Here is a 14,610-nt window from a genome sequence, read left to right on the forward strand (position 1 = left end):
TTCCCGTATTTGAACTCTCGCCGGGATCCCGGTTCCGAACCGGCCCGACTGTCGAGGGCGGTCCCCCGTGGACCGTTCCGCGTTCACCCGATCAACAGCCGCGTCGCCACCACGCCGGCGAGGAACGCCCCGGTCGCGGAGACGAGCGCGAGACCCACGCGGTAGCCGACGACTGTTCCGTCGATGCCGCGCTCCAGCCCCGTCGCCAGCGCGGTCAGGACCGCGGCCAGCGCGAGGACGTACGCGCCGACCGTCGTGCCGACGAGGGCTGGCGGGAGGGCGGTCGCCGAACTCGCGGCGCCGTCCGCCACGCCGGCACCGGCGAACCCGGCGGGGCCGCCGGGCGCTCCCATTCCGTCGAGTCGGGCCGCCAGCCCGACCGTGGCACCACCGACGAGCGGGCCGAACAGGGCCGCGGTGTCGCGGAGCGTGCCCGTGACCGTCGCCAGCTCCCGTCGCGCGGCACGCTCCGACTCGGCGAGGGCGTCGAGGCGCTCGGCCTGAGCCACGATCGCGTCGCCCGCGGGGCGACCCTCCGTCACGGCGGCGGCGACCGACGCGATCGCCCCCCGCGTCCGCGGGCCGCCGCCCCGGATCGGGTCGAACGGGGCGCCCTCGCCGGCCAACGCGGCCTCGACGGTGACCCCCAGCGCCTCACGCCGCCGGGAGGCCGCGGAGAACGCCTCGCCGATCGGTCCGGGGAGCGTCGCCGCCACCGCCGGGAGCGCACGCTCGACCGAGTCGTCGTCGTCGACCCGGCGGCCGAGCAGGGCGAGCGCGTCGGGTAGGCCCCGCTCGCGCTCGCGGATCCGGCGGCGTACCCGTCGTCTCGGACGGAGCAGGACGACCAACGCGGCGCCGCCGCCGGCGCCGACCGCCGCGACGGGCGCGGCCCAGTCGCCGACAGCGACCGCGGCCAGCGTCCACCCGACCGCGGCCACCCCGGCCCCGGCGAGCGCGCTCTCCCCGCGTCGGTCCGGAACGTCCGGGTGGTCGCGGCCGACCCGCGGGCCGGGAAACGCGACCGGGCGGCGCAGGAGGAGCCGACCGCCGACAGCCGCCAGCGCGACCGGCAGGACCACGCCGTACGCCAGCACGAACGCCGACGGCGGGACCGACACGCCGGCGGCCACGGCCGCGGGGAGCGCCCCGACGAGCGCCAGCGGGAGGAGCACGCCGAAGGCGTACAGCCCGGTGACCGGCCCGCGGAGGTCGCCCGCGAAGGCCGCGGCGCGGTCCCGGAGGTCCTCCTCGACGGCGGCGACGGCGCGGTCCAACAGGCGCTCGCGGTCCTCGCCCGCCTCGGCGTCGACGGCCGCCAGGAGGAGCGCCGCCGACCGCTCCAGCGCGGGGAACCACTCGGACCACTCCCGCGCGAACGCCGTCAGTCCGGCGTCGGCGGCACCGGCGACGGCGGCACGGTCCGCGTGCTCCCGGAGGCTCCGGCGGAGCGTCCCGTCGCCGTCCCCGGCGGCCGCACGGACCGCGCGTTCGGGGACGGGCTCGACGCGGAGCGAGCGCGCCAGGGACCCCACCACCGCCGCCGCGTCGGCGACGGCGCGTGTCCGGACGACCGCCGCTGCGACGACGGGACCCCGTCGGCAGGCGACCCCGGTCGACCAGCCGACGGCGACCCCGATCCCGGACGCGACCCCCGGGACCGCGACCAGCGGAACGGATCCGAGGGTTCCAGCGACGAACGCGACCGCGAACGAGCCGGCGCCGGCAAGCACTCCCAGCGTCGCCCCCGCGGCGGCGACCTCCCCGGCGTCGACGCCGAGGTCCAACGCCGAACAGGCGCGGTCGAGGTCGGGCGGTGGATCCGCCGGCCATCGGGGTCCGGGCCACACGCCCGCGAGGACGGAGACGACCCGTCGGAGGCGAGCGCGGTGCCGTGTCCGGGTCATCGTGACCCGGGCTGGGCGTCGCTCGGACGCGACGCCCCGTGCTCGACAGGACCGGCGACTCTCGGCCCGGTCCGTCCGGCGTCGGCGAGCGCCCGGATGTCGCTCCCCCGTTCGTCGACGGCCGCACGGACGTCGGCGTACGTCTCGTCGGGGGCGACGAGCGAGGCGACGACACGGCTCTCCCCGCGGTCGACCACGCCGGTCGCGACCGCACGCGGTCCGTTCCGGGAGACGAGCGCGGCGAGGTCGTCCGGACCCGGGCCGCGAACCTCCTCGACGGCGGCGATCCGGTGGTCCGGCGCGAGCGTGACGACGAGGTCGGTCGTCGCGAACGAGGACGCCGGGACGCCGAGGTCGGAGACGACGCGTTCGCGGACGGACGCGCCGCCCGCTCCGTGGATGGTTCCGAGCACGGCGTCGGCGGCCGCGCCGACCCGCATCGCCTCGTAGAGCGCGCGCGCCTCCTCGCCGCGGACCTCGCCGACGACGAGCGCTCCCTCGCCCAGCCTGAGCGCCGTCCGGACCGCCTCGGTCGGCGAGAGCGGTGCCACGGCGTCCGTTCCGACGTGGAGCCGCTGCACGTCCCGCCCCGACCTGCGGAGTCCGTCGACGGGGAGTTCGGGGGTGTCCTCGACGACGACGGTCCGTACCGCGGGGGACACCGCGAAACACAGGGCGCCGAGCAACGAGGTCTTGCCCGCGCCGCGCGGGCCGGCGACGAGCACGGCCGCGCCGCGCTCGACGGCGACCGACAGCAGTCCGGCGACCGCGGGCGGCAGCGACCCGACGGCGACGAGCCGGGGAAGCGTCCAGGCGTCGTCGTCGTGCCGGCGGAACGCGAACCCTGGACCGTCGCTCGCGGGGGCCGTGACCGCGGCGACCCGAACGCCGCCGACCGCCGCGTCCGTCGTCGGCGAGGCCCGGGAGAGCGTCCGTCCGCTCGCGGCGCGGACGCGCGCCGACAGCGCCGCGATGTCCGCCGGAGAGAGCCTGACGTTCGTGGTCATGGCCTCGCCGTCGACGCGGACTCGAAGGGACCGTCCGTCCCCGGGAGAGGAGAGGAACGCGTCGGTAACCCGTGTGTCAGCAAATATGTCGTCGAGCACCCCGAGGCCGCGTGTGTGCCGCTCCAGCACCGTCGCGAGTCTCTCCAGCGGGAGGTCGACGGGGAACCCGTCCGACCCCGTTCGCCCGCACCGGATCACGTGACGGATCGCGCGCGTCGCGGCGCGGTCGCCCGGCTCGACTGTCCCGATCGCCAGTGCCTCGTAGCCCGCCGAGAGCACGTCGAGCGCGTCCGATCCGAGGCCCGCGTCGCTCGGACGGAGGTGGTAGTGCGGGGGCTGACTCGCGCCCCTCCGTCCCAGCTGATCGCGGTCGTAGACCGTCGCCCTCGCACCCGTCGGAAGGTCCCGTGTGGTTCGGAGCGTCACGCCCGGCGGCGGCGCGGGGTCCCCGCGGCCGAGCGCGACCGTCGGCGCGACGGTCGACCGCAACGCGGTCTCGTACCCCTCGGCCCCCTCGGCACACGCAGCGAGCCCGGTCTCCGCCGCGACACGGGCGACCGGTCCGGCCCGCCCGACCGCCTCCCGGGCGACGCCGAGCGGGTCCGCGCGCGCCCGCTCGGCCAGCCTCGCGTCGCGAAGGGCGACCGACTCGACGAACCGACCGGCGGCGACCAGCAGCGCGACCGCCCCGCCGTCGTAGAAGCGGTCGAGACCCCCGTCGCGGACGCGGACGAGGTCCGCGTCGCGGTCCGCGAGCGCGTCGATCACCGTGGCCCTGCACGCCCGGTCGGCCGCGAGGTCGCCCCCGTCGCAGTCGCCGGCGTCGACGGCGAGGACCGTCCGCTCCGTCGTCGGATCGCCGCCGACGGTCTCGAACGCGGGTCGACACCCGCAGGCGTCGTCGCTTCGGGAGCGACCGTCGCCGTCGCGTCCGACCCCCGTCGCGCCGTCGTCGCGGCCGCGGAGCCGGTCCATCAGTCGCATGGCGACGCTGGTTCCGTCTCCGTATTTGAATCTCCGTGCGGCTCCCGCCGACCCGGCGCTCGGACGCGGATCCCGACGCATCCGCTCCCGCGGTCGGTGACCGGTTCGAGGACGAGCCGCGACCCGGCGGAGGCGTCGATCGCGATCCCGCCCGGCGGGACGTCCCACTCGCCCGCGAGTCGCCGCCGGACCGTGTCCCCGCCCTCGACCGCGTACACGAACACCGCGTCCGTTGCGTCGTCTCCGGGACAGATCGCGAGCGCGTCGACCCCGGCCGCGAGGAGCGACCGACGCGGGCGGTCGACCGTCACGACGCGCCGCGCGGTCGGCGGGGACGTCGAGCCGCCCCCGTCGGCACCCCCCGATCCGGACCGTTCGACGACGCGCGCCGGTTCGGTTTCCCGGAGCGACGCCCCGGCGCGCTCGACCCGCTCGGCGGCGCGGTCGAGCGCGGCCGCGGTGCGGTCGGCGCGGGCGGACTCGACCGCCGGCAGCGACGCCGAGAGCAACGCCGCCGCCACCGCGACCGCGAACACGACCCTGATCACGGGTTCACAGCGCGTCCCGGAACCGATCGGCCAGGGACCCGTCGGGATCGGCGTTCGGTCCGTCCGACTCCCGAACCCCTCCGGGGGCCTCCGACGACCGGTCGACGGCGCCGGTCGCCCCCCCGTCGACCTCCGGGTCGTCGCGGGCGGCGGCGAGCGTCCCGGCGTCCGGGCCGTCGTCGTCGACCGCCCCGGCCCCCTCCGCTCGCTCGACGGCCGCGAGCGCGCGGTCGGCGCGGCGCTCGACCCGCTCGTTGACCGCGCGGACCGCGCCGACGTACCCGCGGAGGGCCCCGGTCGCCGCCTCCAGGTCCGCGACCCGGTCCGCGAGGTCGCCGATCCGCGTCTCGGCGGCGTCGAGTCGCTCGGTCGCAGCCGCCGCCGCGGCGACGGCAGCGAAGTCCCCCTCGTCCCCGTCGGTGACGGCGCGTTCGACCGCGTCTAGGCGTGCGGCGAGCGACTCCACGGTCGTCCCCGGCGCGTCGGCGTCGGTCGTCCCGCCGGACGCGGTCGACGTGGCGGTGTCGGTCCCCGTGGCTGCGTCGGTCGTCGTCCCGGCGTCGGGTCGGTCCCGTGACATGGTTCCGGTGGCCGCGGATTCGTATATAAACGTGCGCCCGGCGGCGGTGTCGAACGCCGGCGACACCCCCGCTCGTCGGTACCGTCGGCCGCCGGTCCGCGTCGGATCGGCGGCCGTGGGAAGATTCAAGCGGTCGGGTGCGTGAACGATACTCGCATGAAGACGGTCCTCATCGGCGTCGGCCAGGCCGGCGGCAAGGTCACCTCCTCGCTGGTCGAGTTCGACCACGACATGGGATTCGACTCGATCCGCGGCGCGCTCGCGGTCAACACCGCGAAGGCGGACCTCCAGTCGCTCCCCATCGACACGGTCCTGATCGGCCAGGACCGGGTGAAGGGCCACGGCGTGGGCGGCGACAACGAGCTCGGCGCCGAGGTGATGCAGTCGGACGCCGGGGAGGTCATGACCGCGCTCGACGGGCGGATCACCGCGGAGGCGGAGGCCATCGTCGTCGTCGCGGGGCTCGGCGGGGGAACCGGCTCGGGGGGCGCGCCGGTGCTCGCGAAGGAACTCAAGCGGGTGTACGACGTGCCCGTGTACGCGCTCGGGATCCTCCCGGGCCGCGGCGAGGGGGCGATGTACCAGGTGAACGCCGGGCGGTCGCTGAAGACGCTCGCCCGCGAGGCCGACGCCACGATCCTCATCGACAACGACGCGTGGCACGCCTCCGGCGAGAGCCTGGAGGAGGGCTTCGACAGCATCAACGAGTCCATCGCCCGGCGCGTCGGCCTCCTGTTCGCCTCCGGCGAGAACGTAGAGGGCGTCGGCGAGTCGGTCGTCGACTCCAGCGAGGTGATCAACACGCTGCGCTCGGGCGGCGTCGCGGCCATCGGCTACGCGAGCGCGGAGGCGGACGACGACCCGGACACGAACGTGAACGTCGTCACGAGCGTCACGCGAAACGCCCTCCTCACCGGCACGAGCCTCCCGAACGCGACCGAGGCGGACTCGGCGCTGCTCGTCGTGGCGGGCAAGCCCGACCGCATCTCGCGCAAGGGTGTCGAGCGCGCGCGCAAGTGGGTCGAGGAGGAGACGGACTCGATGCAGGTCCGCGGCGGCGACTTCCCGATCGACTCCGAGCGCCTCGCGGCGCTGGTGCTGCTCGGCGGCGTGGAGCGGTCCGAACGCCTCGAGGAGTTCATGCGCCGCGCGAAGGAGGCGCGCGAGGAGGCCCGGCGCCAGCAGGAGGAGCGCGAGGACGAGGACAAGCTGTTCCAGAACGACGACCTCGACAGCCTGATGTGAGCGGGGAACCGGCGCCGTCCGCGGCGAGCACACGGCGGCGACCGGCCGCCGACCGCCGCCGCTACGGGGACCGAACCCGGACCGCGCGGGCGAGGGGAGTATCGCGACCGTCGACCGCGTGCCGGGTCACGCGTTCGGGTTCTGGATCGCCGTAATGGTGAGTCCGTAGGTAGCGCCGCACTCGTCGCAGATGGCGACGGTGTTCACCTCGATGTCGTCGCCGCGGGTGAAGTCGGCGACCTCCGCCCCGCACTCGCATTCGAACCTGTATTCCATTCGATTAGATACGAAGGCGGAGGGCGATATAATATATTTTACGGTCCGGAACTCGAAATCGATTCGCCCCGAGCCGGGGACCCGGGCCGTCACGGCCGGCCGGTCCGCGGTCGGTCACGCCCCGGATCGCGCGTTCTAAGTGCGCGCGACCCCCAGTCCCGCCGATGACACGCGGACCCGACCGGCTCACCTTCCGTCGGTACGCGGCGTTCACGACGGGGATGGCGCTGACGCTCATCTCGCTGGGGATCTACACCGCCGCGACCGGCGCGGGGCTGGCCTGCGCCCAGCAGTGGCCGCTGTGTGACGGCGGGGTGCTCCCGCAGTCGATCCCCTCGTTCATCGAGTGGTTCCACCGGCTGTGGGCGATGATAACCGGCTTCCTCATCCTCGGCGGGGCGGTCTGGGCGTGGCGCGCCCGCGACCGGCTCACCGCTCGGACGCGCTACGCCGTCACGCTGGCGACGGTTCTCACCCCGTTGCAGGCGATATTCGGCGCGATCACCGTGACGCTCAACGGCGCGCTCCCCGGCGGCTACTCGGCGCCGGTCCACGCCGCCCACTTCCTGACGGGCTTTTCGATCTTCGCGCTGCTGTCGTACACCACGCTGACCGCCTACGACGGGCGGTTCTCGCGCGACGCGCTCGCGCGGAGCCGGCTCGCGGTGGGCGTGGGCCTGGGGGGCCTCGTCGTCGCCTGGGTCCTCTCGCGGATCGACCCGGTCTCCTCGTACGGTCCGCCCGAGCAGGCCGCCTTCTACGCCGTGTCGCTTTCGGCGTTCGCGGCCCTGCTCGCGGCGACGCGGTGGCTCGGCGACCTCGGAGAACTGATCCCCCGGGCGGCCGCCGGCGGCGCCGGCGCGCTGCTGTTCGTCGCGATGGTCCTCGGGCGCGACCTCGTCGTCTACTCGGCGGCCGTGCGGTTCGTGAACTGGCTCGTGCTGGCGGTCGCCGTGGCGCTGGCGGCCGGCGCGGCCTGGGCGCTCCGGGGGGTCGAACCGGACGTCGAGCGGCCCGTCTACGGGTCGACGGACGACTGACCCGCCGTCGGCAATTCTTACGGGACGGGAGCCCACCGAAGGGAACTAATAGACTCGCGGGGTATCGTGTGACGTCATGGACAGACGCACGTACCTCAGATCCGCCGGCGCGGCCGGCGCGGCCCTCGCGGTGACCGGGTGCCTCGGCGGCGGTGGCGGAAGCGAGACGGAGACGGTGACGATCGGGTCGGACATCCCGTACCGGCCGTTCGAGTACGAGACGACCGACGGCGAGCTGACCGGGTTCGACGTGGACATCGCGGAGGCGATCTTCGCCGACCAGCTGGGGATGGACCCCCAGTTCCAGGACACCAGCTTCGACACCATCATCGGGTCGCTGAACAACGGGAACTTCCGCGTCATCATGTCCGCGATGACGATCAACGAGGAGCGCGCCCAGAAGGTCGACTTCTCGGACCCCTACTTCACGGCCTACCAGACGATCGTCGTCCTGAAGAACTCCGACATCGACGCGAAGGAGGACCTGAAGGGGAAGGCCGTCGGCGTCCAGAAGGGGACCACCGGCGCCAACGCCGCCGAGGCGCTGAAGGAGGAGTTCGGCGGCGACCTCACGATCAAGCGGTACGACCAGATCCCCGCGGCGTTCGACGCGCTCATCAACAATCAGGTGGTCGCCGTCGTCAACGACAACACCGTGAACGCGGAGTTCGTCGACCAGAACGACAACGTCCGCTTCGTCGAGGGGGAGGGCGCGGCCGCCGAGCAGGGCTCGGAGGCCCCGCCGTACCTCACGCTCACCGTCGAGGAGTACGGCATCGCCTTCCGGCAGGACGACGACGAGTTCCGCCAGCAGGTGAACGAGGCGCTCGCGACGATCAAGGAGAACGGCACCTACGACGAGATCTACAACGAGTACTTCTCGGGGTAACGCCGAATGGCCGGCTCCTACTCCGAGGACGCGACCGCCGACCCCGAGGTCCGCGAGGCGGTCTCGGGAGAGACGCTCCGCCGGATCGGGATCGTCGGGACGGCCCTGTTCACGCTCCTCGTCGTCGGCTTCATCGGCCTGATCGTCGTCCGCGAGGTCGACCCGTCGCTGGCGGCGGAGGTCGTCTACCCGCAGTTCCTGCAGGCGCTGTTCCGGGTGATCCAGGTGGTCGTCGTCGGCAGCGTGCTCTCGATCCTCGCGGGGCTGATCGTCGGGTTCGCCCGGGTGTCCAAGACGCGGTTCACCCGGACGGTCGCGGTCGGGTACATCGAGTTCTTCCGCGGGACGCCGCTGCTGTTCCAGCTGCTGGTCATCTACATCGGCATCCCGTCGCTGTGGGCGCCGGGGGCGTTCCCGTTCGAGGACTGGTCGTACCCGGCGGCGATCATCGGCCTGACGCTGAACCACGCGGCCTACGTCGGGGAGGCGTTCCGCGGCGGGATCAACGCGGTGCCGGACGGACAGATGGAGGCCGCCCGCTCGCTCGGCATGAGCTACATCCAGGCGATGCGGGAGGTGATCCTCCCGCAGGCGTGGCGGAACGCCCTCGCGGCCATCGGCAACGACCAGGTGATCCTCGTGAAGGACACCTCGCTGCTGTCGGTGCTGGCGTTCCCGGAGCTGATCAGCTTCTTCCAGAACGTCAACAGCGCCACCTTCGACGCGTGGACGCCGATCCTGCTGGTCGCGGTGGGGTACCTCGCGATCACGATCCCGCTGGGGAAGACCGTCCGCTACCTCGAGGGACGAGCGGACTGGGAGGGGAGAGACAGATGAGTGCCGACCCCGCCCTCCTGGAGTTCGACGGCGTGGACAAGTACTTCGGCGAGACGCACGTCCTGAAGGACATCGACCTCGAGGTCGAGCGCCGGGAGGTGGCCGTCGTCGTCGGCCCGTCCGGGTCGGGCAAGTCGACGCTGCTCCGGTGTACGAACCGGCTGGAGGAGATCCAGTCCGGGGAGATCCGCCTCGACGGCGTCCCGCTGACCGACCCGGACGCGGACATCAACCGGCTCCGCCAGCGCATCGGCATGGTGTTCCAGTCGTTCAACCTCTTCCCGCACAAGACGGCGCTCCAGAACGTGGCGCTCGCCCCGATCAAGGTGAAGGGTGTGGACGAGCGGAGGGCCAAGGAGGACGCCCGCGACCTGCTGGAGCGGGTCGGCCTCGCGGCCCAGACCGACTCCTACCCGAGCGAGCTCTCGGGCGGCCAGCAGCAGCGGGTGGCCATCGCCCGCGCGCTGGCGATGGACCCCGAGGTGATGCTGTTCGACGAGGTGACGAGCGCGCTCGACCCCGAGCTCGTCGGCGAGGTGCTGGAGGTCATGCGCGACCTCGCCGAGGAGGGGATGACGATGATGGTCGTCACCCACGAGATGGGCTTCGCCCGCGAGGTCGCCGACACGATCACCCTGATGGCCGACGGCGAGATCGTCGAGCGGACGCCGCCGGCGCAGTTCTTCGACGAGCCGACCACCGAGCGCGGACGGCGGTTCCTCTCGAAGTTGCTGTAGCCGCCGTCCGCGGATTCCGTCTCCCTGCGCCGTCCAGCTCCCGCTCCCGACCGCCCCGGTCCGGTCGATCCGGCGCGGGCTCAGAACGTGAGGACCTCGACGCCGTCGGTGTCGTAGGTCGTCATCGCCTCCAGCCGCGCCGGCACGTCCTCCAGTCCAACCTCGCGCCCGACGAGCACGCTCGGGTCCAGGTCACCCGCCTCTAGCAGCCCGAGCAGCTCGTCGTAGCGCGTCGGGGGCATCCCCCGTGAGCCGAGGAAGTCCACCTCCCAGCGCGTCATCGCGTCCGTCGGGAGCGACACCTCCCCCCGCTCGGCGTCGGTCGTCAGCCCGACCTGGACGTGCGTGCCGCGCTCGCGGAGGCAGGCGACGGAGTTGCGGCACGTCTCCGCCCGCCCGAGCGCGTCCATCGACACATGCGCGCCGCGCCCGGTGACCGCCTCGATGGCGGCTGGCACGTCCGCCTCGTCGCCGCGGACGGTCTCGTCGGCGCCGGCGGCGCTCGCGCGGTCGAGCGCCTCCGCGTTCACGTCGACGGCGACGACGCGGGCGCCGAGCGCGTCCGCCACCTGCACGGCCGAGAGGCCGACGCCCCCGCAGCCGTGAACGGCGACCCACTCGCCGGCGCCGACGCGGGCGCGGTGCTCCAGCGCGTGGTACGCCGTCATGAACCGACACCCCAGCGCGGCCACGTCGCGGGCGGCGACGCCCTCGGGGAGCCGCATCGCGTTGTAGTCTGCGTGGGGGAGGTGGACCCGCTCGGCGAACGCGCCCGGCGCGGCGCGCTCGAACCCGAGGGCGCGGCCGTCGAGGCAGGTGTTCCCGTGGCCGTTCGTGCACTCCGGGCACGCGCCGCAGCCGAGGTTGAACGGGAGCGCCACGCGGTCGCCCACCGTCACCGACTCGACGCGGTCGCCGACCTCGACGACGGTCCCCGCGGGCTCGTGGCCGAGGACGAAGTCCGTCGGCGCCTGATCGTCGGCCCACTCCCCGTGGCCCATCCACGCGTGCCAGTCGGAGCGACAGACGCCGCACGCCTCCACGTCGACGACGGCGCCGTGGGGGTCGACTGTCGGCTCCGGCACGTCGGTCACGTCGAGCGGCTCCCCGTACTCGCGGAGGACGGCGGCTCGCATACCTCGGCCGTGGGGGCGCGGGGTGAAAAAGCGGGTCGGTGACGGTCCGGCCCGGGGCGTCGCCACTGCGAGTCACATGAAGTCCGACAGCCCCGCCTGGCCGTCGTCCTCCTCGGCGGCCTCGGGGTCCGCCTCCCGGGCGTCCCCGTCGGTCTCGGCGTCGGCGGCGTCTTCCGCTCCCCCGCCCCCCGACCCGTCGCCGGCGTCCGCGAGGCTGGTCTGGCCGTCGCTCCCCCCCGAGCCGCCGTCGGCCTCGTCGTCGCCGTCGCTCGCCCGGTCGCTCGGGGCGACCCCGGCGAACGCGCCCCCGGAGTGCTCCTCCATCCGCTCGGCGCGCAGTTCCTCGGCGTCCTCGACGACGGACTGCACCTTGTTCGTCGTCTCGCCCGACCCGGTGACGAACGAGACGTGCTCCTCCTCGAACTCGTAGGCGGCGGCCATCTCGACGGTGAGGTCGCGGGGCTTGCAGTGGTGGGTCATCGCCGAGAGGTACGGGAGGACCGCCCGGCGGGCGGTGTCCATCGAGAAGCCGCCCCGTTCGGCGATGGCCCGGACGACGTAGTCGGCGGTGTTCGAGGTGGAGTGGTAGAACTGCGGGCGCCCCCAGCGCGTCCAGCCGCCCTTGGTGCCGTCGCGGGCGGCGGCGACCCCGGCCGAGAGGTTGTCGCCGGCGTAGCGCCAGTAGGAGTAGTCCTGCGTCGCCCACACGCGCCCGAGCCACACGTCGGCGTTCGCGAGGTGGTCGTACGCCCGGACCGCCTCCTCGGCGTCGTACACCTTCAGCACGTTGTCCTCGATCCACTTCGTGAGGTCGTCGGGCGTCTCGTCCACGTCGTAGCTGGACTGGAGCGCCTCGCGCGCGGACTCGCCCTCCTTGAGCACCAGATCCAGGAACGGGAACACGCCCATCGACCGGTCGCGGTCGCCGGTGATCACGTCCTCCAGCGTGAGGCGGTCCCGGCCGTCCGCGACCGCCTGGAGGTCGTTGACCGCGCCGCGGAGGTCGCCCGCGTTGCGCTCGGCGATCCGGTCGAGCGCCTCCGAGTCGAACTCGATCCCCTCCTTGCGGCAGATGTCGCGCAGGACCGGCACGATGGAGCGCTTGCCGACGTCGCGGAACTCGATGTCCCGGGTGGCGTTGCGCAGCCCGCGGCTCATGTCGTAGTACTCGTTGGCGATGAGCACGACCGGCTGGCCGGCGTTCTTCACCAACTCGGTCACGGCGCTCTTGCCGCCGCGGTCGTGGTTGCCGTGGATGTTGTCCGCCTCGTCGAGGATCACGAGCTGACGGCCGCCGCTGTCGTCGCCGCCGGCGGAGCCGCCCAGCGTCGTGTTGTTCGCCGCGCGCCCCGCGTACCGCTCGATCACGTCGGCGGTCCGCTGGTCGGAGGCGTTCAGCTCGACGGTCTCCCATCCCTCGTCGGCCGCCAGCGCGTGCGCCGCGGAGGTCTTTCCCACCCCGGGCGAGCCGTGCAGGACGACCGCCTCGCCGTGGTCCTCCCACGTGTCGGCCCACTCGCGGAGCTGCTCGACCGCCTTGTCGTTGCCCCGCAGTTCCGAGAGGGAGGACGGGCGGTACGTCTCCGTCCAGTCGGTCATTGTCGGTGGGTGGCGCGAGGCGCGTTTAGTGGTTGCGGAGCCACCGCGGGAGTCGCTCGGCTGCGCCCGCCCGCCGGGGGCGTCCCGTACAGGTATCCCGGGAGCGTCACATACCGCCCCGGGAGCGTCCGACCCGGCTCAGACGCACTCCACCGCGACAGTCCGGGTCGCCTCGAACTCAAGGCCGTTGCCCCCGTCGGCTTCGATGTCGAGCGTGATCGATTGCGCCGCGGTGCTGTTGTCGCACCGAACGTCCGCGGTGAGCGTCCCCGCGTCACCCACGCCGAGGGTCCCCGGGCCGTCGACGTCCTCCAGCACCGGGTACCCGTCCGGGTCGTCGACGGCGACTTCCACGTCGACCGACCGCGCGAACCTGTTGGTGAAGGTGGCGAGCGCCTCGCCGTCGCTGGTGTTCCCGTCGACGGTCACGGAGGTACGGTCGATCCCGAGGTACGCTTCGTCGTCGCCGACCTCGTTCACCGTGACTGGCCGGTCGGCCGAGACGGCGACGAAGGCGCCGGTCTGTGCGGTCACGGTGACGACCACCGTGAGCAGGCCGACGGCGGCGACGATCCACCCCCGGCTCATCACTTCCGTACCTCCGGCGGCTTCGCGGTACTCCCGAGCCGAAGCCGGGAGTAGTTGAAGTACGTGTGGACCGCCGCGGAGACGAGGACGGCCACACAGAACCCGATCCCGATGCCCAGATCGGGGACCGACGACGCGGCCCCGATATCGAACTCCGTGAGCGCGACCGCGAGCACGCCGAACGCCGAGATGCCGAGATAGTAGAGGCTCCAGGGGACGTCGGCCCCCGGAACGACGTCGAGATACACCTCCAGGTCGGCCGCCCCCTCGGTGAGGACGACCGTCTCGCGGCCCGAGTCGTACTCGACGAACCCGCGCTCGTCCATCTTCGGGAGGTGATGCTGGTGGAGGGCCGTCTTCACGCGCTTCGTCTCCGCCGAGGAGAGTTCGCGGACGGTCTTGTCGTTCTCCCAGGCCGCGACGTGTTCCGCGAGTTCCCGCAGATAGACCCGTCTGCGATGCCGCTTCAGGAAGTGGAAGACGTACCGGCGTCGCCGGTTGCTGAGTATCTCGAACACCTCGTCCTCCGAGAGATGGCCGTTCTCGCTGTGCTGTGCGCCCCCCGTTTGTTTTAGCGTGCCGTCGAACATACTACCCTCCAGCCTTGCACCGGTTTGAGCCCCGTAGGAGGACTATAGGTACACCCTCTTAGTTAGATATATGACAATTCTGTGGAATGGTTGGCTTTCCAAGGTATGTTCAACTTGCCGCTGAGCGGAAGTTCGCTAAGCCAGCACTATCGAACCGCTACCGCTCTTTGTGCACCGCCGACTGTCCCTTCAGACCCGAAACCGTCCTCTTCGCACTGCCGAGAGTGTATACCAAAGCGGAGTCCGACTGATGAGTCACGTGGACACGCCGCAAGAACGATCCCGACTGGGAGCGGTTCTCGGTGGTCGTCAACACGGGCGTGCACGGGGGTGCGACAAATCATGAAACGACGAAGCGTGATCGCCGGATTGGGATCGCTCGCTGCTGGAGCAGCGGCCGTAACAGGAATGAATGCATTCACGAGTGTCGCGGCGACCCGGCAAGTCACGATATCCGTTGCCGGCGACGCCACCGCGTATCTCGGGCTCTATTCCGACAACGAGTTCATATACAACGACAACGGCGGTGGAACGACGCTGACCTTCGATCTGGGGTCGGCCGCCGCGTCTGACACGGACGGTACCGGATTGAACAACGAGGCCGTGACCACGTTCAGAGCGGTGAACGTAGTCAACAACGGCGAGGA

Annotated in this window: 14 protein-coding genes and 1 pseudogene; 6 read left to right on the forward strand and 9 right to left on the reverse strand. The window is 72.6% G+C overall.

What is annotated here, in order from left to right:
* Positions 1-83 precede the first annotated feature (83 nt).
* Genes ACQUQ1_RS09845 through ACQUQ1_RS09860 form a run of 4 tightly spaced genes read right to left on the reverse strand, consistent with a single transcriptional unit; the run spans position 84 to position 5,026 of the window.
* Entirely contained in the window at positions 84-1,907 is a 1,824-nt protein-coding gene (locus ACQUQ1_RS09845; RefSeq protein ID WP_435064105.1) for a type II secretion system protein, read from the reverse strand.
* Positions 1,904-3,898: an ATPase, T2SS/T4P/T4SS family gene (locus ACQUQ1_RS09850; protein ID WP_435064106.1), complete on the reverse strand. Its 1,995-nt coding sequence runs from the start codon at positions 3,896-3,898 to the stop codon at positions 1,904-1,906. Before ACQUQ1_RS09850 ends, ACQUQ1_RS09845 begins: the two co-directional genes overlap by 4 nt.
* Positions 3,889-4,446: a DUF7311 family protein gene (locus ACQUQ1_RS09855; protein ID WP_435064107.1), complete on the reverse strand. Its 558-nt coding sequence runs from the start codon at positions 4,444-4,446 to the stop codon at positions 3,889-3,891. Before ACQUQ1_RS09855 ends, ACQUQ1_RS09850 begins: the two co-directional genes overlap by 10 nt.
* Before the next feature lie 4 nt (positions 4,447-4,450).
* Positions 4,451-5,026, reverse strand: a complete 576-nt coding sequence (locus tag ACQUQ1_RS09860) for a DUF7310 family coiled-coil domain-containing protein (RefSeq protein WP_435064108.1) — start codon at positions 5,024-5,026, stop codon at positions 4,451-4,453.
* A gap of 156 nt (positions 5,027-5,182) precedes the next feature.
* On the opposite strand from ACQUQ1_RS09860, the gene ACQUQ1_RS09865 reads away from it, so the two are divergent.
* Complete coding sequence (locus ACQUQ1_RS09865) at positions 5,183-6,271, forward strand: tubulin/FtsZ family protein (RefSeq protein ID WP_435064109.1); 1,089 nt, start codon at positions 5,183-5,185, stop codon at positions 6,269-6,271.
* Positions 6,272-6,397: 126 nt separating this feature from the next.
* Here the strand turns inward: ACQUQ1_RS09865 and ACQUQ1_RS09870 are convergent, their stop codons facing one another.
* Complete coding sequence (locus ACQUQ1_RS09870) at positions 6,398-6,547, reverse strand: hypothetical protein (protein ID WP_435064110.1); 150 nt, start codon at positions 6,545-6,547, stop codon at positions 6,398-6,400.
* A gap of 164 nt (positions 6,548-6,711) precedes the next feature.
* On the opposite strand from ACQUQ1_RS09870, the gene ACQUQ1_RS09875 reads away from it, so the two are divergent.
* The 4 genes from ACQUQ1_RS09875 to ACQUQ1_RS09890 all read left to right on the forward strand — a co-directional run bounded on the left by ACQUQ1_RS09875 (position 6,712) and on the right by ACQUQ1_RS09890 (position 10,050).
* Entirely contained in the window at positions 6,712-7,587 is an 876-nt protein-coding gene (locus tag ACQUQ1_RS09875) for a COX15/CtaA family protein (protein WP_435064111.1), read from the forward strand.
* Positions 7,588-7,663: 76 nt separating this feature from the next.
* Positions 7,664-8,476, forward strand: a complete 813-nt coding sequence (locus ACQUQ1_RS09880) for a basic amino acid ABC transporter substrate-binding protein (protein ID WP_435064112.1) — start codon at positions 7,664-7,666, stop codon at positions 8,474-8,476.
* 6 nt (positions 8,477-8,482) lie between these two features.
* Positions 8,483-9,313 (forward strand): amino acid ABC transporter permease, encoded by an 831-nt coding sequence (locus tag ACQUQ1_RS09885; protein ID WP_435064113.1) that lies wholly within the window; start codon positions 8,483-8,485, stop codon positions 9,311-9,313.
* Positions 9,310-10,050, forward strand: coding sequence for an amino acid ABC transporter ATP-binding protein (locus ACQUQ1_RS09890; RefSeq protein WP_435064114.1), 741 nt, complete (start codon positions 9,310-9,312; stop codon positions 10,048-10,050). Before ACQUQ1_RS09885 ends, ACQUQ1_RS09890 begins: the two co-directional genes overlap by 4 nt.
* Positions 10,051-10,130: 80 nt before the next feature.
* Here ACQUQ1_RS09890 and ACQUQ1_RS09895 read toward each other — a convergent pair whose 3' ends face one another.
* From ACQUQ1_RS09895 to ACQUQ1_RS09910, 4 genes are all read right to left on the reverse strand, one after another.
* Positions 10,131-11,186 carry a zinc-dependent alcohol dehydrogenase family protein gene (locus ACQUQ1_RS09895; RefSeq protein WP_435064115.1) on the reverse strand — a complete coding sequence of 352 codons (1,056 nt, stop codon included), beginning with the start codon at positions 11,184-11,186 and terminating at the stop codon, positions 10,131-10,133.
* Positions 11,187-11,258: 72 nt separating this feature from the next.
* Entirely contained in the window at positions 11,259-12,785 is a 1,527-nt protein-coding gene (locus ACQUQ1_RS09900) for a replication factor C large subunit (protein WP_435064116.1), read from the reverse strand.
* Positions 12,786-12,923: 138 nt separating this feature from the next.
* The gene (locus ACQUQ1_RS09905) at positions 12,924-13,373 is read right to left on the reverse strand and encodes a hypothetical protein (RefSeq protein ID WP_435064117.1); all 450 of its coding nucleotides are present in this window, start codon (positions 13,371-13,373) and stop codon (positions 12,924-12,926) included.
* Positions 13,373-13,963, reverse strand: a complete 591-nt coding sequence (locus tag ACQUQ1_RS09910) for a DUF7344 domain-containing protein (protein ID WP_435064118.1) — start codon at positions 13,961-13,963, stop codon at positions 13,373-13,375. Before ACQUQ1_RS09910 ends, ACQUQ1_RS09905 begins: the two co-directional genes overlap by 1 nt.
* A gap of 342 nt (positions 13,964-14,305) precedes the next feature.
* Between ACQUQ1_RS09910 and ACQUQ1_RS09915 the strand changes: the two are divergent.
* Positions 14,306-14,610: pseudogene (locus ACQUQ1_RS09915) on the forward strand (hypothetical protein); the annotation flags it as partial.

Source organism: Halobaculum sp. EA56 (assembly GCF_051195075.1).
GTDB lineage: Archaea > Halobacteriota > Halobacteria > Halobacteriales > Haloferacaceae > Halobaculum.